This window comes from Brevibacillus reuszeri, assembly GCF_002897295.1.
Lineage (GTDB): Bacteria > Bacillota > Bacilli > Brevibacillales > Brevibacillaceae > Brevibacillus > Brevibacillus reuszeri_A.
On record NZ_BEXF01000001.1, the window covers coordinates 538,050 to 561,551 of the forward strand.

Genomic DNA, 23,502 nt, shown 5'->3' on the forward strand with positions numbered 1-23,502 from the left:
GGAGCAATGAGATGAATAAAGAGGATCAAACTAAGCAAAGTCGGGAAATTCTGCAGGAAAAAGCAGAGGGCATGGCAAAAGAGCTTCAGCCTCTTGCGCATTTGTTGATCGGAATGAGTGAAACGGGGCACATCGATGCCGAAGTGATGGAGCAGTGTAAACATGCCCTCATAGAAATGGCGGCTGGTGAGAAAGACCGTTTATTTGAGCCACTCGTTTATTTACTGGAGCAACTGGCAAACAAAGAACAGGCAGATGTGCTTCGCTACATCATCAAGCATGCCACGGAGTATCCATACGCGCAGGGATACTACCGACGACCGTTCCGAACGACAGAGGCTGCCCTGCATATGGAACGGATCATCCAAAGAACAGCGGCTCTACTGCTTATGGACAGAAAGCAATTCAAGCTGGTGGACTATTTAAGCGAAGCAGATTATGCCCCAGGGAGGGAATATTACCTCAAGGTGGCAATCGGAGACCTCATCGGCTATGAGCTGGACCGTGGCAATGAGCAGGTACGGACAGCCCTGACGAACATCATTTACGGAGACAATCAGACTGCACTCTTATCCCACGAGATGATCAAGGGTATTTTCCTAAGCCATCAGGAAGACATGTACCAGATGGTTGGGGAGCTGCTTAAAGCTGCCAGGCTGCAAGAGGGCCTGCGTCAGAGCATCGTAGAGCGGATGGACGAGGGGACGCTATCGGCAAATCTGCATATCCTCAAGCTGATCATCGATGAAGGGTATATTCGCTACAGCTCCGTGGTGCGCGCATTGGGCGTCTGGACAGGTATGAATCTGGAGGCAGCCAATCAGCGTGTGGCCGGTCTGTTGATCGAGCAGGTGTATCGGGCATTGACAGAGGATGAGCTGCGCGTGCAATGGCAGGACAGCAGTAATGCCAATGAGATCTTTATCGCACTCTGGGCAAGTGCCGTCTATGAGGAAAGAGACTTGTACGAGAGCATCGAACGTTTGATGAAACAAGGACAGCGTCACCAGAAAATCGTTGCCCAATACGTACTTGTCAACAGCCAAAACCGCGAGCTGCGGATGCGTCTTGCCAGAGAGCAGCTCGATGTGACCGATCCGGAGCTGCAATTTTGGGTGCTGACCAATTACTGCTACAACTACTTTCCGATCTGGCGTAGGCCTGGAGCGGCAGCGGACGAACCGACGATTCGGTTCGACCGTATGGAAGCGCTGGAGGACAAGAACGCGCGTATCCAAGACTTCCAGAAGTTGCTCGCGATGTTTGACAATATGGCTAAAGAGTACTCTTCCCCATCAAAAGCGCTCGATTTTGTCCATGTCCAGTACACCTCTGATTTGCCTGTCCAAAAGATGCTTTATTTGACAGCCTACGATATGGACGAGGGCTTCATTGAACAGCTGATCTCCCGCAAGGAAAGGCTAAGCCCTGACCAACGCGGAGCTTTATTGTCCCACTTTATGACTAACAAGAACAATCCGGTGCTACGCGCATTTATTCTGGAGAGCCTGACAGATAAAAGTATGAAAAACCGTGAGCATGCGCTGGAGCAATTAAAGGAAACAGTGCTCGCTGATGACGAGCTAAGCCAAATGGAGGAATTGCTGAAGCTGAAGACCGGATCGCTGCGTCAGAGCACGATCGGAGTCTTGCTGCTGCAGCCGGAAGAGAGTGTGGCGGCTTCCCTAACACGATTGCTTCAGGCAGGAAATGAGCTGCAACGGCTAGGTGGACTAGAAGTGCTGGTTGAGATCGGGAAAGACACTGAGCGCCAAGAGCAATTGACTCGCTTGCAGCCTTTGACAGCGTTGATCAAGAAACCGACAGCCAAAGAACAGGCAATCCTGGACAGTCTGGGGCAAAAGAGCGGGACAAGCAAAGAAGAGGGCTTCGGCCTGTTTGATCCTGCGGCTACAGAACCATGGCTGTTGGAAAAGAAGGATGTCGGGGAGTTTTCGCTGCAAAAGGACGTGTTTACCCTTACGCCGGAGAGGGCGAAGAAATTTTTACAGGGCTTGGATGAGCTCGTCCATAAGCATCGCGATGTGGAATATGTATCCGAATACTACTCCGGTTACAAGGATACGCTTCTGATTGGCGTGAATCTGAGAGAGACAAGGAACTTTTATAACGGGGAAGATGAGGAGGAAGCAGTCCCCTATTTGGAGCGCTTCCCGTTGCACGAAGAGTGGCGTGCGTATTTGGAGCAGAACCAGCCTACGTCTCATGAACTGATGCAGCTGTACTTTTACACGGTACTGAAATCATTCGATTATACGCTCGACCATTTTTATAGTGCCTTCTCGGATGAAATGGATTACTCTGAACTCCGAAAGCACAAGCTTTTGGAAGGCACGCGCAAAGCGTATATCGAAAAGGTATATCCGCTTTCGGTGCTTGTAGAAATTCAGGACGTGTTCAAGGAATTGACCTACACTGATCAGGTTAGTCAATTAGTTCGGGCCTTCTACTTGGACAGTGATAAAAAAGAAACGTTTGCGATTACGAATATGGCAACAATCAAGCTGATTCAGGAAACGGAAGCATGGGATGCCAAGCAAAGGAGGGGCGTATTTGAGCTGGTGACACGGCCTTGGCTTGGTATGACGCGTAACCGTGTCCATGATGATGAGTCATTCCAAGCCTATTATCACACAGCCTTTGCCTTTGATCAGATGATCGATACAACGCGCCAAAGCTCATCGATTTCGCTGGAGGAAAGATTGCGTGCCTTTGAAAATGGCATCATCGGAGATAACGAGCTGTATAAAGCGCTGCTTGGCAGCTTTGACAGCCGTAGCTATTTGTGGAGTCTGACCTCTGGACACAATGGCAAGCTACAGGAGAGTCCAAAGGTAATCGCGATTCGGAATACTGTAGTGGATCGCATCGTCAGCATCGAGCTGACTCGAGGGGATCTGCCTACAGAAGTGACAACGTTTGTGACCAGGGTCCTGCGTATTGAAGGAATGGAATATTGGGTGCGTATTTTGGCGGGGCTTGACCGGGATGCATTCGTACGCGGATACATATCCAGCTACGATGAAAACCTGACGAAAAAGGAAGCCTTCAGTCATCTGCTGAAAAATTGCCATCCACGTGCTGGCGAAGATGCCGCAATGCTGAGCAAGCTGCTCAAGGAGCATAAAGGAATCACGGAGAAGCGCCTGCTTGAGGCTGCGATGTACGCACCTCAGTGGATCGAAATTGTTGCAGAGCATTTGGGCTGGGAAGGCTTGCGCAGTGCAGCCTGGTATTTCCACGCCCATATTAACGAGAGCTTCTCTGCCGAAAAAGAGACAGTCGTCGCTCACTATTCTCCTATCACACCGAATGATTTCAACGATGGAGCATTTGATATCGGCTGGTTCCAGGAGGCGTATCAGACCCTCGGGGAAAAACGCTTCAAGCTGCTGTATGAGTGTGCCAAGTACATTTCCGCAGGTGCCAACCATCGCCGTTCGCAGCTGTTTGCGGATGCGACACTGGGTAAGCTGGAGCTGGAAGAAATGAGGACGTCTGCCGCTGAGAAGCGAAACAAGGATCATTTGCTTAGCTATAGCTTGATTCCGCTGAGCAAAGAGCGGGAACAGGATCTACGGACGCGCTACGATTTTATTCAGCAGTTCCTTTTACAAAGCAAGAAATTTGGTGCGCAGCGCAGAGCAAGTGAAGGCATCGCTTCGCATATCGCCTTGGACAATCTGGCACGCAATGCCGGGTACAGAGATGTCACGCGTCTGAAATGGGATATGGAAGCACGCAAGGTAGATGAGATGAAAGCATACTTCGAGCCGCATTTGCTGGACGAAGAGACGACTGTGCAGCTAGTTGTTGACGATGAGGGGCAAGCGGAGATCAAGATAAGCCGCAAGGGCAAAGAGCTCAAGTCTGTTCCAGCGAAGTACAAAAAGGATGAGTATATCCTTTCATTAAAAGAAATGAAGTCGGAGCTTACCGAGCAGTACCGCAGGGCGCGCCAAGAGCTGGAGCGCTCCATGACAACAGGCAATTCTTTTACCGGCAAGGAATTGGCAGGCTTGGACGGCAATCCGGTCATTCGTCCGATGCTCCGTTCTCTGGTCTTCAAGTTTGGGGATCATTTGGGGTACTATGAGGGAGAAATCGAATCGCTCCGTGACTCATCAGGCAAGCTTGTCGGTTTGACGGACGAGGATGAGGTGCAGATTGCCCATCCCGTGCATCTGTACAAGAGTGGGCAGTGGAGTACGTTCCAGCGTGACCTGTTCGACAGAGAGCTGCGCCAGCCATTCAAGCAGGTGTTTCGCGAGCTGTACGTACCAAATGCTGATGAGCTTGCACATGCGACCCATTCCCGCCGCTATGCGGGTTATCAGGTTCAACCGAAAAAGACAGTGGCTCTCCTGAAAGGCAGACAATGGACCGTCAGCTATGAGGAAGGCTTGCAAAAAGTGTTTTATGCAGAAAATCTGATTGCGAGTCTGTATGCTATGGCCGATTGGTTCTCTCCGTCTGATACGGAAGCGCCTACCCTTGAGGTCATTTCGTTCAAGGATCGTACGACCTACCAAAGCGTAGGACTGGATCAAGTGCCACCCGTCTTGTTCTCCGAGGTGATGAGAGACGTAGATCTTGTCGTGAGCGTTGCTCATGTCGGTGGGGTAGACCCAGAGGCGAGCTTGACGACGATCGAGATGCGTCATGCGATCGTTCAAGAATCGCTGCGTCTGTTGAAGCTGAAAAATGTAAGACTGGACGGAAATTACGCGCGTGTAGATGGAAGCCTTGGAGAGTTTGCCGTGCATTTGGGTAGCGGAATGGTTTATAAGCAGGCAACGGGTGCTCTGCATATTATTCCGGTTCATTCGCAGCATCGGGGACGCATCTTCCTGCCGTTCCTCGACGAAGATCCGAAAACCGCAGAGATTTTATCCAAAATCGTCATGCTGGCGGAGGATACGAAAATCAAGGACCCACAAATATTGATGCAGCTGCAAAGCTAGAGTAGCTGGATAAACGAATCCCCTCTGCGTTTGGGAAGGAAAACATTTTTCCAAGACGATAGAGGGGATTTTTTATTAGACGAAAGGAGCTTGTAGTTGATGAAAGATATAAATCACGTAAATATACCGAAAGAAGCGATTCAAGCAGTAAAAGTTGTAGAAGAGTTACTTGATAGAACGGCAGTGGGCGTATACTTATTCGGCTCTACAGTAGCGGGTGGCTTGCGTATTAACAGTGATGTAGATGTTCTGGTGGTTGTGAATCATCGTTTATCTGAAGGAACCCGAAGAAAACTAACAGATCGACTAATGGCTATATCAGGAAAGATAGGGAATACAGCTTCTGTGCGACCACTTGAATTCACGGTGATAAACCATGGGGATGTTGTCCCTTGGTGTTTTCCTCCCAAAAATGAATATATCTATGGTGAGTGGCTGAGGGATGATTTTGAGAAAGGACGAGTTCCGGAACCAGCCTATGATCCTGATTTGGCAATTGTTTTAGCACAAGTCAGAAAGAATAGCATTTCTCTTTTTGGCCCGCACGCTTCTGCTTTACTTGACCCCGTACCGATGACAGATATTCGCAGAGCGATTATGGAGTCTTTGCCAGGATTAATAGAGGGTACTCATGGAGATGAACGTAACGTGATTTTAACTCTTGCCCGAATGTGGTTAACGGTGGCGGTTGGTGAGATCGCTCCAAAAGATGTGGCTGCAAAATGGGCTATCCCTCAGTTACCTGCTGAGCATGCGGCTTTACTCGACATAGCTAGAAGAGCCTATCGAGGAGAGTGTGTTGATAACTGGGAAGGAAAGGAGCCCGAGGTGACAGCACTCGTCAACCATATGAAAAACGCAATAGAGTCTTATTTTGGTGATCAATAACTTAGATAAAAGGAATCCCCTAGATGTGTTTGTCTAGGGGGATGAATTCACTAACTGTTGGTATTTCCATCATGTAAATGGATTGCACGAGAACGCTGGGGGCTTGTCTTGCGGAAAAGACGGAAAATGTATCCGCACAAACCGCCTATGAAAGCGGGGAGCAGCCAGCCTAAGCCTACATCGTACAAGGGAAGGTACTGCGTGAAATAATTTTCTATGACAGCGATGTGCACTTCAGCCGCCTTCAGTCCATCAAACAAACTGATGATAAAGGTGAAAAGCAAGCTTCCTTGGTACACCTCGGGCCAACCACGAAATGCTTTGTGTAGAAATGTTAAGAATAGTAGTGATATAGCAATGGGGTACATCGTCATTAAGATAGGAACGGAAACCTTGATCAGCTGCGTTAATCCGATATTTGCAACAAGTGTACTGAAAACCGATAAAATAACGGCAAATTTTTTGTAAGAAATAGCCGGAAACAATAAATGGAAGAAGGAAGAGCAAGCTGTTATGAGCCCTACACTTGTGGTCAAACACGCCACTGTAATCATAAAGCCTAATAAAATGGCACCATAGGAACCGAAATAATAATTCGAAACCTTCGCTAAAACCTCGGCTCCATTTTCTAAATGGCCCAATTTCTCCACACTTGAAGCACCCATATAAGAAAGAGCCGAATAAAAAAGAACGAGGAGCGTGCCGGCGATCATCGTCGCCTTTGCACATGTGGCCAAAATCTGTTTTTTGGTCGTAATTCCTTTTTCTTTGATGGCATTCACGATAATGATTCCGAAAACAAAAGCTACGAGAGCATCCAGAGTTAAATAACCTTCTTGAAAGCCTTTGAAAAATACATGTTGCATGTAATCCTCAGTCGGGGGTTGGAAAGCTCCAATGGGACGAATCACTGCTGTTAGGACAATAAATCCGATAAAAGTCAATTTGATTGGGGTGAGGATTTTTCCGACCACATTGATGATTTTTACAGGATTGAGAGATAAGAGACATGCAGTGGCAAAAAACAGGATAGTGAAAAGAATGAGTGGGATGGAGCCTGTCTCGCCAGATAGGAATGGCTTGACCCCAATCTCAAAAGATACATTGCCGGACCTAGGGATAGCAAAAAATGGACCGATCGCCAAATAAAGAACAACCGTGAATACCATACCAAATAAAGGGTGAACACGATTAGCTAACGATCGTAAGTCGTCTTTGCCAGAAAAAACAAAAGCGGTGATCGCTAAAAGTGGCAATCCCACGCCGGTAACTAAAAAGCCTGCATTGGCTAGCCATACATTGGTTCCTGCCAACTGACCCAGCATAGGTGGAAAAATCAGATTACCGGCTCCAAAAAACAATGCAAACAACATGAATCCTATAATGACGACAAAAGAAAACGGCGTTTTTTGTGACATAAAAATCCCCCTATCAGCCTAAACCTCGAAGTCATGAGATACTGTTCGGCTAACTGCAAAAAATTCAAATTTTACTGTCAATGAACATACTGCGTTCAGAACAACGACACTCATTATAGTTCCTTTATTGAAAGATTACAATTTCAGTATTTAGGAGACAGACCACTTCTAGGGAACCAAGTGGATCAAAAGCAGGTAGTGGAAAATCAAAAAAGAACCTGGACAAATTCACCAGGTTCTTCGATATTGCACATAAAAAGACACAATGATACAATCAATTTACGACTGTTCTTAATTACACGGTCATAAGTATTGCATCTTACACTTTAAGTGTACCATGCCGGTAACCTCATGTCAAATGTTATTTCTCAATTTAATGGTTAGGAGAGATGTTGAGTGGGTTCTTTGGTACTCGGTTTTCATGAAATGGAAAAAACACAGCTTTCGCTTGTAGGCGGAAAAGGGTTAAATCTAGGGGAATTATCAAAAATGGAAGGGATACAAGTACCAGAAGGATTTTGTGTTACAACAACGGGATATCAAAAAGCCATCGAACAAAACGAAACGTACCACTCTTTAGTGGAGCGACTCACCACACTAAAAGTAGAAGATCGAGATCAAATTGCTGAAATCAGCAGGAAGATTCGGCAAAACATTATCGAAGCAGAAATTCCTTCTGATGTTGCGCGCGCAGTTACTCACTATCTCTCCCAGTTTGGAGAGGAACATGCTTATGCAGTGCGTTCTAGTGCGACTGCTGAAGATTTGCCACATGCCTCATTTGCAGGTCAGCAAGACACCTATTTAAATATCATTGGCAAAGAAGCAATCCTGCAGCATATCAGCAAATGCTGGGCTTCTCTATTTACGGATCGAGCGGTAATTTACCGTATGCAAAATGGATTTGACCACAGACATGTTTATCTATCTGTTATCGTGCAAAGAATGGTTTTCCCACAAGCCTCAGGAATTTTATTTACAGCTGATCCCATTACCTCCAACCGGAAGCTGCTATCCATCGACGCCAGTTTTGGACTTGGAGAAGCACTGGTTTCTGGGTTGGTATCTCCTGATACTTATAAAGTACAGGAAGGGCAAATCGTCGAGAAGAGGGTAGCAACCAAAAAGCTGGCTATTTATGGAGGAAAGGAAGGCGGAACGAAGACACAGCAGCTCGATCCTGATCAGCAAAAGACACAAACCCTCACGGAACAACAAATCCTACAACTAGAACGTATCGGAAGACAGATCGAAGCTTATTTTGGTTGCCCGCAAGATATCGAATGGTGTTTGGACCATGATACTTTTTATATTGTCCAGAGTCGTCCAATCACGACTTTATACCCCATCCCTGAAGCGAATGATCAGGAAAATCACGTTTACATTTCTGTTGGTCACCAACAAATGATGACTGATCCGATAAAACCACTGGGATTGTCTTTTTTCCTGTTAGTAACTCCCGCACCCATGCGCAGGGCTGGTGGAAGGTTGTTTGTTGATGTCACACCTATGCTTGCTTCACCTGACAGCAGAGAAGCGATAGTCAATATGCTCGGGCAATCCGAGCCGCTCATGAAAGATGCACTCATGACTGTAATCGGGCGTGGAAATTTTATACAACCGTTATCCAATGATAAAAATACACCGAGTCCTGGTAAAAGCAGTAAAGGTATGCCTTTTGCGGGATTGCAAGCACAAATCGAAAGCGATCCGACAATCGTTTCTGATTTGATAAAGAGGACTCAAACTTCTGTCGACGAGGTAAAGCATAACATTGTAACGAAATCTGGATTGGATTTGTTTGATTTTATCCTGGAAGATATTCAGCAATTAAAGAAGATATTATTTGACCCACAAAGCTCGAGTGTGATTATGGCAGCTATGGATGCTTCATCATGGATCAATGAAAACATGATGAAGTGGTTGGGTGAAAAAAATGCAGCAGATACGCTTTCGCAATCTGTGCCAAACAATATTACTTCAGAGATGGGACTAGCGCTATTGGATGTCGCAGATGTGATTCGCCCATATCCACAGGTAATTGATTATTTACAACACGTAAAAGATGATAACTTTTTAGATGAACTGATCAAGTTTGAGGGTGGACAGGAAGCTAGGGACGCTATTTGTGATTATTTGGGAAAATACGGAATGAGATGTACTGGAGAAATCGATATAACAAGAACGCGTTGGAGCGAAAAACCAATTACACTGGTCCCCATAATTCTTGGTAATATCAAAAACTTTGAGACTTATGCCAGCAAGTGGAAATTTGAGCAAGGGCGACAGGAAGCATTGAATAAAGAACAAGAGCTATTAGAGCGATTGAAGCAATTACCCGATGGTGAACAAAAAGCCAAAGAAACAAAACGAATGATCGACCTGATCCGGAATTTCAGCGGCTTTAGGGAATATCCGAAATACGGCATGATTAGTCGCTACTTCGTTTATAAGCAGGCTTTGCTGAAAGAAGCCGATCGACTCGTTCAAGCGGGCGTTATCCATGAAAAAGAAGATGTATACTATCTCAATTTTGACGAGCTTCACGAAGTCGTACGCACAAACAAACTTGATTATCAGATTATTAACAAACGGAAGGACGATTATAAGTTTTTTGAGAAACTAACGCCACCACGCGTAATTACGTCTGATGGTGAAATCATTGCAGGTGAGTACAAACGAGAAAATCTGCCTGCCGATGCGATTGTAGGTCTAGCAGTTTCTTCCGGAGTTGTTGAGGGGCGTGCACGCGTCATCTTAAACATGGTAGATGCTGATCTCGAAGACGGAGATATATTAGTTACCACCTTTACTGACCCTAGCTGGACACCATTGTTTGTATCCATAAAAGGACTGATCACCGAGGTTGGTGGACTGATGACCCATGGAGCAGTTATCGCACGTGAATATGGCTTGCCAGCAGTTGTCGGGGTGGAGAATGCTACCAAGCTGATAAAAGATGGGCAGCGAATTCGCGTGCATGGAACAGAAGGGTATATCGAAATACTTTGAGCGCAGAAAGAATAAATTCCCATTGATGAATGGGAGCAGAAGTTGAACAACAGCAGCAGTAGTCTAAGACTGTATGATTAAAGTCTTATACTACTGCTTTTTTACTTGAAGCAGTCCGATTTAGTTGCCTGTAACAACGTCTCCTTGGACCGGATTCAAATTATTTTCCCATTGCACACGAATGGATTTGCTAGTGAACAAATCACTGCCATCAGAGACTTGATAATGAAGATGCGGTTCACTTGAATTGCCCGAGTTGCCGCCCAGACCAATCTTATCCCCTTTGGCGACGCGATCACCAGTCTTGACGGTAACGGACCCTTCCTTTAAATGAGCCAAATAACTGAATTCCCCGTTTCCATGATCGATGACAACGAGATTGCCAGTGGGTTGAGCTTCGTTCATAACCCCGACTGGTACGTTGTCCTTCACGTCGTTTATGGTATGGACGACTGTCCCTGCTTCAGGTGCAAGAATTTCTTGCCCAAACATGTAATAGCTCTCGTTTTTCTTGGAATCACCCTTGTAGGAGTAACCGTCCTTTATCTGAATCAGATCATACGCGTAGCGCTGACTTTGGATTGCGTAATGATAGTTTGCGAAAACATTTTGACCTCCCCAAAAGACGTGCCAGTCTCCTTTGAAAGGAGCACGGTAGGTAAGCTTGGTTAAAGCTTTGTCCTGTTCAACAAAGCTCTCAAGCGGATTGAAGCGAAGGCCAGTAATCTCGCCCTTCTCGTTCATCATGGCTACCAGCCCAAACTTACCGTCTTGATCGACCCATGTTTCATAGGTGCTGCCATTTAAGTAGAGCTTTGAATTCGGATTCCATGACTTGACTCTAGCCTGTGAGTTTTTTACGGCATCATGGAATTGTTTCTTTGATAATTCCTTTTTAAAATCAGCGCTTGTCTGATCGTAGATTCGGTCGTATTCTCCAGCAAGCAAAGTCTGCCCGATTTCCTCGGATTTGACTTTCTCCGTACTCGCTCCTGATGTTGTTTGCGATCCTGTAGAGGTAGTAGTGACGCTTGTTTGCTCGTAGTTATTCCAGCAGCCCGCCAATAGCAATGTGAAGGCACTCATTATGATCCAGGTTTTTTTCATAAGTCGCTATCATCCTTTCCGCAATATACCTTTATCATAAAGTACCAGTCTTATGGCATCTGAAACGCGGCCTTACTCTCGTCTTAAATATAAAGAGGAAGAATTAAGACTCCGTTAAGGTTCATGATGATCCGAAGAGGGAGGAGAATGGTAAAATAAAGGGAGACTGCTAAACGTAGAGAGGAGAACCTGTCGTGAATGATGCCTCGATCCTTCTCGTGGACGATGAACAAGCGATTCTTCACTTGCTGGAGACCGTACTGCGTAAAGAAGGTTTTCAATACATCGACAAAGTGACATCGTCCGAAGAGGCGCTCATTGCCTGTGAACAAAATGCCTATGACCTGATTGTTCTCGATGTCACCCTGCCTGTCATGAGCGGTATAGAGGCTTGTCCATTTATCCGCAGGCTAACGGATGCCCCCATTCTTTTTTTGAGTGCGAGGACGACTGACTTTGACAAGCTGACGGGATTTGCGGTAGGCGGAGATGACTATGTCACCAAACCGTTTAACCCGATGGAAATCGTCGCCCGAATCAAATCCTTGCTCAGGCGTTCACAGAAATCGACCATGCCTTTACCAACCCCATCCTATGGCATCCTGAATTTTGGCCGTTTTCAGATCAACGAAGCGGCTGCTGAGCTTTATGTGGAGGGGGTGCCTGTCCCGTGCCCTTCGCTTGTCTTTTCGCTGCTGCTATTTTTTTGTAAAAACCCGAATCGGATTTTTTCCAAAAGTGAGCTGTACGAAAGAGTATGGGGTGAGCATAGCCTTCGGGACGACAATACGATCATGGTCCATATTCACCGGATTCGCGAGCGTATTGAGCCTGATCCGGCACAGCCCGAGTATTTGGTGAACGTGAGGGGACTCGGATACAAGCTGGTGAAGAAGGAATATATGCATGAATATTAAAAGCAGGCTTGCCCTGCACCTGATTGCCTGGCTCGTCATCGTTGGACTCATCCTGTCACTTCTTGCGGGTATAACACTCGTTTGGACCATGAACCAATTGACGCGAATCGAAGCAACACGACAATTTGAGAGCGCAGGCTTATATCAATTGATTCAAACCATCCAGGCAAAAGGAGATTCTCTGGAATTCGATCCTGAGCTGCTCGCTTTAGTTCGTGAAAATGGAGGGTGGCTGCAGCGGATTGATGAAAAGGGGCGTGTGACAGACTCGTTCTATACTCCCGAGGATGTGCCGCTTCAGTACGGGCCAGGCGAGTTAACCGCGTATTGGCTGGGCAAAACGCCCTTTCCTTACCACATGTATTTGTGGATTCAAGAGAAGAACGGCGTATTGCACACCTTGATCTACGGACTTGAAAACCGTGACGACGAATCCATTCAGAAGCTGATCAATCAGGCAACGGTAAAAGACAAGGAAATTATCCTGACAGAAGAGATGAATCAACAGCTAAAAGAAAATAATGCCTGGATGCAGCTTTTGGACGAAAAAGGGAAAGAGCTGGCAACATTCAATAAACCGGCTGGCGCCATTACGGATTACTCTGTGCAGGATTTGGCGCTTCGCTCTGTTTACCCGGATCGGTACGCTACGAGATTGATCTCTCATTATGATGAAGAGACAAAGCAGACGTGGCTGCTCAGCTATCCGATGTCGGGAGCAAGACCTGGTGCCTCGCCGTGGTGGACACCTGAAATCGAGGTGCTGGCGATTGGCATAGGAATGTTGATGCTGGTGGCTATGCTTGTGTTTGTCATAACTTCTTATTGGTTCGGTCAACGATTAGGAGCGCCGATCGCACACATATTGAAATGGTTACGATTTTTACGGTTGGGAAGGTATGAGGAGCCTACCGATTCGAGTGGTCTTCCACGCAGCAGGGATCACAAGGGCAATAGAAGAAGCAAGTACCGCATCTACCAAGATGTGATCGATTCCATGGAATCCTTATCACAGACCTTGCATCTCAATGAACGGCTGCAGGAGGAAACGGAGCGGATGAGAGAAGAATGGATTGCGGGAGTGTCTCACGATCTGAAAACGCCTTTGTCCTCCATAAAAGGCTATGCACATATTTTGGACAACAAAGACTACAATTGGACTTCTGAGGAAGTGCGATCCTTTGCGAAAATCATTTTGGAAAAATCGTCTTATATGGACGACCTCATCAACGATCTTACCTTGACGTATCTGCTGCGAAACGGTCAAGTTGCTCCTTCTGTAGAGCGGGTGGAGTTGAATGAGTATGTAGCCGAAGCGATTGCTGAGGCAGCGAATCATCCGATGTACCCCGAAGAGTGTATCCGTTTTGTTCCGGCTGATTGCTCCGTACATTTACTCATCTACAAGCCGTGGTTCCAGCGAATCGTGGACAACCTCATCGCCAATGCACTGCTTCACAATGAAAACGGGACGACCATCACTGTTACGGTACAGGCAGTGAAGCCATCGACTATTATTCTTACGTTTGCGGATAACGGAAAAGGGATGTCCGAGGAAACAACAGCCCGCCTCTTTGAACGGTATTTCCGCGGAACGAATACGGAGATGCGTACAGAAGGATCGGGGCTCGGCATGGCGGTGACTAAAGCGTTAGTCGAGGCACTTGGTGGACAGATCACCGTCAGTAGTTCACTAGGGCAAGGGACGACTATTTCTCTCATATGGGAGGAGGCTCCTTTGCCGAAGCTGCCACAACCAAACCAATGAAAAACCTTTATTGAGGCTCGATTTTTTCAGGCTACGATAAAGGTTTTCTTTTTTTAGATTTTGGCTAATCATATAGCAAGGAGTAAGAAACCATAATGTCGAAAAAGACTGTCACCTGATCGAAAAATGGAAGAGGAGTGTTCCCTGATGGCAAAAAGTGAACTGAATCCCAAGGTTGATGAATTTTTAAGTAAAGCGAAAAAGTGGAAGGAGGAATTTGAAAAGCTGAGAAGTATTGTTCTTGACTGTGATCTGACTGAAGAATTCAAATGGATGCATCCTTGCTACACATATGAGCAAAAGAACATCGTTTTAATTCATGGATTTAAAGAGTATTGTGCGCTTCTATTTCACAAGGGCGCCTTGTTAAAGGACGCCCATGGAATCCTCATTCAACAAACGGAGAACGTACAGGCGGGGCGCCAGATTCGGTTCACCAATGTTCAGGAAATAGTGGAAATGGAAGCCATCTTGAAAGCCTATATTCATGAGGCCATTGAAGTTGAAAAAGCTGGTACGGAAGTGGATTTTAAGAAGACGACGGAATACACAATTCCGGAAGAGCTGCAAAATAAATTTGATGAAATCCCTGCATTGAAAACTGCCTTTGAAGCATTGACGCCGGGGCGACAAAGAGCGTACCTTCTTCATTTTTCTGCACCCAAGCAATCCAAAACACGAGAGTCAAGGATTGAAAAAAGTATGCAGCAAATTCTCAATGGCAAGGGATTAAATGAGTAAGAGCAGGCTGTCTATCGCCTAGATCTTAAATTGCTTGATCAAGTCTTGCAGCTCTTCTGCCATTTGTGACAAGGAGGCAGCAGAGGACGAGATTTCTTCCATCGACGCAAGCTGCTGCTCGGCGGCAGCAGATACATTCTGCGAACCAAAAGCAGATGCTTCGGCTGTTTTGGCAATGACTTCAATGGATTGGACAACCTGTTCTGCACCAACGGTCATATGCTGCGTGGAGAGTGTCACCTCTTGAATCTGGCTCTTCACGTTCCGCGTGCCTGCTAAAATCTCATGGAAGGATTGTCCTGCAAGATTGACTACCTCGATACCTTCGGCCACCTCCGAAGTTGTCGTCTCCATGGCGCGGATAGCAGAGCTGGTGTCGAGCTGGATAGCAGCAATCAACTCTTTGATCTGCTGTGTTGATTGAGCGGATTGCTCTGCCAAAATGCGAACCTCATTGGCGACTACGGCAAAACCTCTGCCATGCTCCCCTGCTCTGGCTGCCTCGATAGCTGCATTTAGCGCGAGAAGATTCGTCTGCTCTGCAATCGAGGTGATGACCTCGACGATTTTGCTAATGTCTGCAGAACGCTTGCCAAGTGACTTGATGGAATCCGCGAGTCCGTGGACGGTACTGCTGATCGACTGCATTTGTGCAATAGCAGTTGTGACGGCTTCATTTCCGCCTGTAATACTTTGCGAGGCATTTTCGACAGACAGAGATACCTGCTCAGTGCTTACAGCAATCTGCTGCAAGCGAGCGGACATGTCGTTCATCGTGCGGGAGGTCTCGACGACCGAGCGTGATTGTTCTTCGGTTCCAATCGCGACCTCTTGAATCGTTACCGCAATTTGCTCTGTCGCTTTGCTCGTTTGCTCCGAGCTTGCCGTCAATTGCTCCGCAGTGGATGCTACATGCTCCGAGCTTACGCTGACGCGAGTGAGAAGCTGGCGCAAACTGTCTGTCATCATGTTCACATTTTCACCGAGCTGACCGATCTCGTCGCGGCTTTTCCAGACGATTTTTTCTCCGGTCAAATCACCAGCAGCAACCTTTTTCACGAGGGCAGCCATGGACACTAACGGTTTGGAAATATACCCGGAGGCAAACCAGGTGAGGATAAAGCCGCAAACTAAAAAAATACTTAAAACGATAAGCAGGTCCTGCAATACGCTTTCAGCCGGCTTGTTAAAATCCTCCATGTAGCTGCTTGCGACAATGATCCAGCCCCAGTGCGGGTCTTGCTCAGAGTATGCGACCTTGGGAAACATCTGGTCCGGGATGCCGACCTTTTCCCATTGATAGTATGTAAAGCCCCCACCGCTCCTCCCCGCTTTAATTATTTCTTGATTAAAGAAGACACCGTCTGCATCTTTATTTTCCCATTGGTTCTTGCCTTCGCTGTCAGGGGAAGCAAGGATGTTTCCTTTTTCATCCATGACGAACATATAGCCACTTTCGCCATTATCAATGTTTTTGTTTATCGGCCGGGAACCATCAGCTTGCTTGGGGCCGAGAATATGGCTCTTGATTTGCTCCTCTGCCTCATCCTTGGTTATCCTTCCTTCTGTTACATATCGCTGCAAAGTATCAATCATTTCAATCGTCATGTTTACATTGTTCTTTAAAGCCCGTGCACCCAAATCATTTAAGTTTGTACTGGATGAATAATAGCCCTGAAATCCAACGATCAGACTGGGAAGTACCAATAAGAGTAAGCAAATGATGACCAGCTTTGAGCGCACAGACCGCAGTCCTGTGTACTTTGTTTTTTTCACGATAAAACCACCCCTTATCTCTGTATCTATACATGTTTCTTTTTATATATCGACAAAAAAAGGAGGCAAAAATAGAGAGAAACGCTCGACACTTCGGGTGCAGTCGGCATAGGGAAAGCCAAGTCTTCGAAGGAAATACATGGTATGATAGGGGAGAAAAGAGTATTTTCGGATGGAGGCTGACCGATGAAATTCATCGACAATCAAGGAATTACCGATCCGCGCATCAATCTGGCAATCGAAGAGTACGCTCTCAAAAATTTGCCTGATCACGATGATTACTTGCTGTTTTATATTAATGAACCGTCCATTATCATAGGGAAAAACCAAAATACGATTGAAGAGATTAATGCCAGCTATGTGGAGGAAAACAACATTCACATCGTTCGCAGACTTTCCGGTGGCGGGGCTGTTTATCACGATCTAGGGAATCTCAACTTCAGCTTTATTACGAATGACGATGGCCAGTCCTTTCATAACTTCCGCAAGTTTACCGAGCCAGTTGTCCAAGCCTTGAAAAAATTAGGCGTAGAGGCAGAGCTGACAGGCCGCAACGACATTCAAGTAGGCGAACGCAAAATTTCCGGTAACGCTCAGTATTCGACCAAGGGCCGCATGTTTAGCCATGGTACACTGCTGTTCAACTCGGAAATGGAAAATGTGGTATCTGCTCTCAAAGTAAACGCAGAAAAAATCCAGTCCAAAGGAATCAAGTCGATTCGCAGCCGAGTTGCCAACATCGCGGAGTTTTTGGAGCAAGAGATGACCATTGAGGAATTCCGTTTGGCGATTCTTCACTCCATTTTTGATGGCGGGGAAGTCGAGGAGTACAAGCTCACAGCCAGCGATTGGGACAACATTCACGAGCTATCCCGTTCCCGTTATCAGAGCTGGGATTGGAACTACGGCAAATCGCCGAAAAGCAATTACCGTCAGTCCAAACGCTTTGATATTGGTACGGTCGAAGTCCAATTGGATATTGAAAAAGGAAGAATCAAGGAAGCCAAGATTTACGGGGACTTCTTTGGGGTAAGAGATGTAGCCGAGCTGGAGGAGCTGCTGAAAGATACGCCGTATGATCGGTCATCTGTCAGCGCACTTTTAGCCGATGTAAATATTCAGGAGTTTTTCGGAAACCTGGATCGAGAGTCGTTTGTCACCCTGTTGATTGGATAAATCGGATAAATACGAGTTGATCCGAATGGAAAGCGATTGACAGCCAATGATTGGTGGTGCTACGATACATTTAATTGCCGAGTAAATTGGTGTGAATTAAATGATTTGGTCGCCGACCGGATAACTGGAGGCACGGTTTTGTCTTATGATACGACTGTGCCTCTTTTGTTTTCGATAGGCAGAAAAAAATAGAACTACAAACGAAGGGAGATTCATTCATCATGGCTAAAATTGTGATTGTTTCAGGGAATCCAACCAAGACGTCCAGACTTGACATCATACTTGGAGTAGTAGAAAAGCAGTTGAAAGACGCAAACGTAGAGATAGAGTGGATTCGCGTGCGCGATTTGCCAGCAGAGGATTTGCTTCATGCGAAATTTGACAGTGAGCCGATCATCCGAGCAAATGCACTTATTGAGCAAGCCGACGGAGTCGTGATCGCTACTCCTGTCTATAAAGCATCGTATACGGGTGTACTCAAAGCCTATTTAGACCTGCTCCCACAAAAAGGTCTGGAAGGCAAGCTGGTCCTGCCGCTGGCGATCGGGGGAACGATTGCGCACCTGCTGGCAATCGATTACGCGCTGAAGCCGTTACTGACGGCGCTTGGTGTAAGACACATACTCGCCGGCGCATTTGTACAGGATACACAGGTGAAAAAGAACGAGGACGGCTCAGGTGAGCTCGATGCCGAAGCAGCACGCCGCGTGCAGGAATCGACAGGGCAGTTCATACAAGAGCTAAACTGGCAAGTGACGAAGAAACAAGGCAATTAGCAAAAGCAGATTGTAAAATAGAGATGTGAAAAAGGATGCGTTGACAGCAGGTACTTGTACCCGCCAGCTCATCCTTTTGGCCTTCATTCTTTTTTTCGATCAAGAAACAGGAGAACAAAGAGAAAAATACTGAGGGCAAGGAAAAAAACAACATACCCATTTGTCACGAGGGAGGGTAGCTCTGGCTCAGACGGAAAGCTTCCTGTTTTTGCTTGCATCTGACCGATCCAGGAATAGTATGCAATCGCTCTCTCTGCCGTATAGATGATTCCGCTCGCAAGGAACATAACGACGGCCAAAATGAGATAGAGGCTCGATTTCATTTGATAACACTCCATTTCCAAATGTATACAACAAAGCGTAACATAGATAGGCATGCGAAAAAAGCAGCATCATTTCCATGAAGTATGCAGGGAAAGCGCCTGGGTCACTATGGTACTAGGGAAAAAGATGATCCAGTAAATGTGCTCGCTTGGCAGGAAAATGAAGCCAGAAGCGAAATGAGTACAGGAAGTCAAGTGAAAGCAATCGAGAAGAAAGCAGGGAACAGCAAATGTCAGCACCGTACAAAAAAGTTTTTTGGGCAGCCGGCTTCGGCTGGATGTTTGATGCCATGGATGTTGCACTTTTATCATTTATTATGGTAGCACTCAGACAGGAATGGGGATTGTCGGGGGAAGAAGCAGGGTTACTCGGGACAGGAAATCTGGTTGGAATGGCGCTAGGGGCGTTTATTGGCGGGTTTTTGGCGGACCGGATTGGACGCAAGCCGATCTTCTTACTCACGCTTTTGCTGTTTGGGGCTGCGAGTCTCGCCAGCGCTTTTGCTACCGGCTTTTTGTCCATGTTACTATTCCGGTTCTTGATGGGGCTCGGACTCGGGGCAGAGCTGCCAGTGGCTTCGACGCTGGTCAATGAATTTGCACCACCAGAAAAGCGGGGCCGTACCGTCGTGCTTCTGGAAAGCTTTTGGGCAGTGGGATGGATTGCGGCAGCAGTCATTTCCTACTTTATCATTCCGGACTACGGCTGGCGCATTGCCGTGATCATCGGGGCTTTGCCTATCGTGTACGCACTGTTTGCGCGCAAAAGCATACCGGAGTCGCCGAAGTTTCAACCAAGAGCAGAGAGGGTTCCACTGAAAAAAATCTGGACCGCTCATCAAAAGGAAACATTGACGCTGTGGGTGGTTTGGTTTGCGATTACCTTTTCCTACTACGGCATGTTTCTGTGGATGCCATCTGTACTTGTCGACAAAGGGTTTACGATGATCAAAAGCTTTCAGTACGTTTTGATCATGACCTTAGCACAGCTTCCCGGGTATTTCGCTGCTGCCTACCTCGTAGAAAAGTGGGGAAGGAAAAGTACGCTGGCGACATTTTTATTCATGACCGGGATTATGGCGTATGCATTTGGTCAAAGTAGTGGAACAACTGGGCTTTTGGTCACAGGAGCCCTGCTATCCTTCTTTAATCTGGGAGCTTGGGGAGCACTCTACGCCTATACGCCGGAAAACTATCCGACACCGCTTCGGGCTACAGGCTCAGGCTTCGCCTCCGGAGTGGGGCGCATTGGCAGTATTATCGCGCCTTATCTCGTCGGCTACTTCTCAGCCCTTCACTACAGCTACACGTTCATTTTTGGCATGTTTACCGTTGTTCTTATTACGGGCACCATCGTGCTTTTAGTAATCGGAAAAGAAACAAAAGGGGTAGAGGTCACCACTGCCAGCTAAAGGTAAAGACTGATGGTAGCCGAGGCGACCTCAATGATTTTATCCCGCAGCGGGGCAGGCTCTATCACCTTGATTTGTGCGCCATAGCCAAGCACAAGCTCACACGCTGATTCAAGCGTATGGAATTCTACCTCAGCTTCGATCCAGTCGTTTTCGATAGATTGGGTCGAAGCTATTTTTACATAACGTTCAGCTGCGAGACGATCCATGGCCTGCTCACGTACCCAAATGCGAGCAGGGTAGCGGGGGAGAGCTGCTTTGAAGTCCTGTGTTGACTGCTCCCAAAAGGAAGCAAGCTCAAAGCTCTCGGGCCTGACAAACGACTCCTCCAGCATCTGCACAGAGATGAAGCGTGAGATGCGGTACGTGCGCAAATCCTCCTCGACTTGTGCGACCAAATACCAGATACTCCTCTTGGCAACCAGTCCAAGTGGGTGAATCAGCCGCTCCACTTCCGTACCGCTGCGATTGTAGCGAATAAGCAGCTTTCGTTCCTGCCAGACCGCTTCTTGGATCAAAGTCAAATAAGGAAAGGTTTCATCTGATTGGTGCCAGCCAGCCCCGTCAATATGGAGCCGCTCCCGGACGTTATCTGCGCTTTGCTGAACCGTTTTTGGCAAGGCAGATTCCAGCTTCGACAAGGCATCGTCAAAGCTCTCATCCATCCCCAGATCGCGCAGCAGCGTAGTAGGAGAGGCAAGCAGCAGCGACAACAGCTCATCCGTTTTCAAGCCAGTCAGGTTGCTTCTATAGCCATGGGACAACGACCATCCCCCACCTGCACCTCGCTCCGCATAAACAGGTACTCCTGCCCCGCTCAAAGCCTCCATATCGCGATGAATCGTTCGCTCCGATACCTCCAGCTTCTCTGCAAGCTCTTTTGATGTCAGACGTTCATGATTTTGCAAAAGCAGCAAAATAGATAGCAGCCGATCTGCCCGCAATAGACTCCCTCCTTATAAAAAAATGCCGACCATTGCTTTCTTTATTTATCCTATCGTACCGAATATGACAACAGTTGTCATATTTACTTTTGTAGACTGAATCCAGGGCTAGTAATCAAAGAGAAAGAGGTGCTTTTTTATGAAGCCATTGCAAGGAAAAGTAGCGCTGGTTGCAGGCGGTACGCGAGGAGCTGGACGAGGAATCGCGGTAGGACTTGGAGAAGCGGGAGCGACTGTGTACGTAACTGGACGAAGCACAAGAGGGCAAATGTCCGACATGGCACGTAAGGAAACGATTGAGGAAACAGCCGAGCTGGTTACAGCAGCAGGTGGACACGGGATTGCGGTTCGCGTCGACCATACACAGCCGGAAGAAGTGAAAGCGCTGTTTGAGCGAGTGAAGCAGGAACAGAACGGGCAGCTGGATTTACTGGTCAATGATATTTGGGGCGGAGATGGGTTGATGGAATGGGAGAAACCATTTTGGGAGCAAGATCTGGCTTCGGGCATATTGATGCAGGAGAGAGCGGTGCATACGCATTTGATTACGAGTCATTACGGCGTGCCGCTCATGCTGGAGAGAAAAAAAGGACTGATCATAGAGATCACCGACGGCATTGATTATCGGTACCGAGGCAATCTCTACTACAGTCTCGCAAAAATCTCGACAATCCATCTTGCACAGGCGATGGCACAAGAGTTGCGTCCGCATGGCATTACAGCCGTAGCTTTGACTCCAGGCTTCCTTCGCTCCGAAGCGATGCTCGATCATTTTGGCGTGACCGAATCTACGTGGAGAGATGCGGTGGGGATCGATCCGAACTTTATCGTATCGGAAACTCCTTATTACATCGGTCAGGCTGTCGTGGCTCTCGCAACAGATCCTGCGATTCCAGACAAGTCAGGAAAGACGCTGAGCACATGGGGGCTTTCTGACGAATACGGCTTTACGGACCGAGATGGAAGCAGACCGCATTGGGGTCGCTATGCTGAGGAGCAAGGCTTCTATCGCTCGGACGAAGCTTGAGAAACTCCTTTTTTGGCAAGCCATTTGCGCAGATCGCCATTCAAAATCATATTTGTGACAACACCGGCAATCAGTCCCCAAAAGGCAGCGCCGATTCCGCCGATGGAGATGCCAGAGATCGTGACGAGGAAGGTGACGAGCGCACTTTCCCGATCTCTCGGCTCCGTCATCGCCTGCGCTAGACTGGAGCTGAGGGAAGCAAACAATGCCAGACCGGCAATGACCGCAATCAGCTCTTTTGGCATTGCAGAGAAAACAGAGGCAATCGTGACGCCGAACATTCCGAATACGAGATAAAAGGCGCCACAAGCAATTCCTGAAATATACCGTTTGGTGTGATCAGGATGCGCTTCCTTGCCCGTGCAGATCGCAGCGGTAATTGCGGCCAGATTGATGCCGTGTGCGCCAAAGGGTGCGAGCAGCAACGAAGCAAGACCGGTGGTTGCGACAAGCGGACTGGCTGGCGTATCATAGCCGTCTGCTTTCAGCACCCCGATACCAGGAGCATTTTGTGAAGCCATCGTAACGATGCACAGAGGAATCCCTAATCCAATAATGGCATCGAGTGAAAAGCTGGGCATCGTGAAAATCGGATTGACCAAAGCGATGTGCACCCCATCCAGATGCAAACGGCCGAGTCCAAAGGCGACGACCAAACCTACCAGAAGCGTCAGCACAACCGCATAACGCGGAGACCAGCGCTTGGCAAATAAATAGCAAAAAATCATCGGCAATGCCAAGGCGGGGAGATGCTGCATCGAGACGAACACCTCGACACCAAAAGAAAGCAAAATACCTGCCAGCATGGCGGTTGTAATCGATTGTGGCACGTACTTCATAAGCGTAGAAAAGAGTCCGGAAACTCCTAGCACCGTAATGACAACCGCAGAAAAAATATAGGCGCCAATCGCATCTGCGTACGGGTAGACGGTCAGACTGGAGACAAGCAGCACAGCACCTGGTGTAGACCAAGCCGTGATTACAGGCGTTTTGAACCAAATGCTTAAAATAATGGCAGTCAGTCCACTCCCGATTGAAATCGCCCATATCCAGGAGGAAAGCAAGCCATCGCTTAGTCCAGCTCCTTTGGCTGCCTGGAATACGATCAGTAATGGACCGGCATAAGAAACCATGGTAGCAATAAGTCCGACGATAATAGCTGAAACAGATGCATCAGCTGGAATGCTTTTTAATGATGAGATCGACCAATGATGTTTTTGTGGTGCCACAAT

At 47.3% G+C, this 23,502-nt stretch carries 16 protein-coding genes; 10 read left to right on the forward strand and 6 right to left on the reverse strand.

Translation table 11 applies throughout. The features are described from left to right. Positions 1–11 precede the first annotated feature (11 nt). Positions 12–4,985, forward strand: a complete 4,974-nt coding sequence (locus tag C3B52_RS02630) for a DUF4132 domain-containing protein (RefSeq protein WP_103104521.1) — start codon at positions 12–14, stop codon at positions 4,983–4,985. A 99-nt stretch (positions 4,986–5,084) separates the two neighbouring features. Further along, positions 5,085–5,873 carry an aminoglycoside nucleotidyltransferase ANT(9) gene (ant(9), locus tag C3B52_RS02635; protein ID WP_103104522.1) on the forward strand — a complete coding sequence of 263 codons (789 nt, stop codon included), beginning with the start codon at positions 5,085–5,087 and terminating at the stop codon, positions 5,871–5,873. Positions 5,874–5,923: 50 nt separating this feature from the next. Here ant(9) and brnQ read toward each other — a convergent pair whose 3' ends face one another. Continuing rightward, positions 5,924–7,291 carry a branched-chain amino acid transport system II carrier protein gene (gene brnQ, locus C3B52_RS02640; RefSeq protein ID WP_103104523.1) on the reverse strand — a complete coding sequence of 456 codons (1,368 nt, stop codon included), beginning with the start codon at positions 7,289–7,291 and terminating at the stop codon, positions 5,924–5,926. Positions 7,292–7,687: 396 nt separating this feature from the next. On the opposite strand from brnQ, the gene ppsA reads away from it, so the two are divergent. Next, the gene (gene ppsA, locus C3B52_RS02645) at positions 7,688–10,303 is read left to right on the forward strand and encodes a phosphoenolpyruvate synthase (protein WP_103104524.1); all 2,616 of its coding nucleotides are present in this window, start codon (positions 7,688–7,690) and stop codon (positions 10,301–10,303) included. Positions 10,304–10,423: 120 nt separating this feature from the next. On the opposite strand, the gene C3B52_RS02650 is transcribed toward ppsA, so the two are convergent. Beyond that, a complete protein-coding gene (locus C3B52_RS02650; RefSeq protein WP_103104525.1) occupies positions 10,424–11,410 on the reverse strand; it encodes a peptidoglycan DD-metalloendopeptidase family protein in 987 nt (328 codons plus the stop codon). Positions 11,411–11,604: 194 nt separating this feature from the next. Between C3B52_RS02650 and C3B52_RS02655 the strand changes: the two genes are divergently transcribed. The 3 genes from C3B52_RS02655 to C3B52_RS02665 all read left to right on the forward strand — a co-directional run bounded on the left by C3B52_RS02655 (position 11,605) and on the right by C3B52_RS02665 (position 14,836). Then, a complete protein-coding gene (locus C3B52_RS02655; protein ID WP_103104526.1) occupies positions 11,605–12,327 on the forward strand; it encodes a response regulator transcription factor in 723 nt (240 codons plus the stop codon). After that, entirely contained in the window at positions 12,317–14,095 is a 1,779-nt protein-coding gene (locus tag C3B52_RS02660) for a sensor histidine kinase (RefSeq protein WP_103104527.1), read from the forward strand. The genes C3B52_RS02655 and C3B52_RS02660 overlap by 11 nt, the downstream gene beginning before the upstream one ends. 147 nt (positions 14,096–14,242) lie before the next feature. After that, entirely contained in the window at positions 14,243–14,836 is a 594-nt protein-coding gene (locus C3B52_RS02665; protein WP_103104528.1) for a YdeI/OmpD-associated family protein, read from the forward strand. Between the two features lie 18 nt (positions 14,837–14,854). On the opposite strand, the gene C3B52_RS02670 is transcribed toward C3B52_RS02665, so the two are convergent. Further along, entirely contained in the window at positions 14,855–16,612 is a 1,758-nt protein-coding gene (locus C3B52_RS02670) for a methyl-accepting chemotaxis protein (protein WP_103104529.1), read from the reverse strand. A 186-nt stretch (positions 16,613–16,798) separates the two neighbouring features. Here C3B52_RS02670 and C3B52_RS02675 point away from each other — a divergent pair, with 186 nt between their 5' ends. Then, positions 16,799–17,788 (forward strand): lipoate--protein ligase, encoded by a 990-nt coding sequence (locus C3B52_RS02675; RefSeq protein ID WP_103104530.1) that lies wholly within the window; start codon positions 16,799–16,801, stop codon positions 17,786–17,788. Positions 17,789–18,009: 221 nt separating this feature from the next. Then, positions 18,010–18,564 (forward strand): NADPH-dependent FMN reductase, encoded by a 555-nt coding sequence (gene ssuE / locus C3B52_RS02680; protein ID WP_103104531.1) that lies wholly within the window; start codon positions 18,010–18,012, stop codon positions 18,562–18,564. 83 nt (positions 18,565–18,647) lie between these two features. Here ssuE and C3B52_RS02685 read toward each other — a convergent pair whose 3' ends face one another. Next, positions 18,648–18,887 (reverse strand): hypothetical protein, encoded by a 240-nt coding sequence (locus C3B52_RS02685; RefSeq protein ID WP_103104532.1) that lies wholly within the window; start codon positions 18,885–18,887, stop codon positions 18,648–18,650. Positions 18,888–19,117: 230 nt separating this feature from the next. On the opposite strand from C3B52_RS02685, the gene C3B52_RS02690 reads away from it, so the two are divergent. Next, positions 19,118–20,299, forward strand: a complete 1,182-nt coding sequence (locus C3B52_RS02690) for an MFS transporter (protein WP_103104533.1) — start codon at positions 19,118–19,120, stop codon at positions 20,297–20,299. On the opposite strand, the gene C3B52_RS02695 is transcribed toward C3B52_RS02690, so the two are convergent. Next, on the reverse strand, positions 20,296–21,243 hold the full coding sequence (locus tag C3B52_RS02695; protein ID WP_103104534.1) for a helix-turn-helix transcriptional regulator: 948 nt from the start codon (positions 21,241–21,243) through the stop codon (positions 20,296–20,298). The genes C3B52_RS02690 and C3B52_RS02695 overlap by 4 nt on opposite strands. Before the next feature lie 139 nt (positions 21,244–21,382). On the opposite strand from C3B52_RS02695, the gene C3B52_RS02700 reads away from it, so the two are divergent. After that, positions 21,383–22,270, forward strand: a complete 888-nt coding sequence (locus C3B52_RS02700; RefSeq protein ID WP_103104535.1) for an SDR family oxidoreductase — start codon at positions 21,383–21,385, stop codon at positions 22,268–22,270. Here the strand turns inward: C3B52_RS02700 and C3B52_RS02705 are convergent. Next, entirely contained in the window at positions 22,249–23,499 is a 1,251-nt protein-coding gene (locus tag C3B52_RS02705; protein WP_103104536.1) for a benzoate/H(+) symporter BenE family transporter, read from the reverse strand. The genes C3B52_RS02700 and C3B52_RS02705 overlap by 22 nt on opposite strands. Between the last annotated feature and the right edge of the window lie 3 nt (positions 23,500–23,502).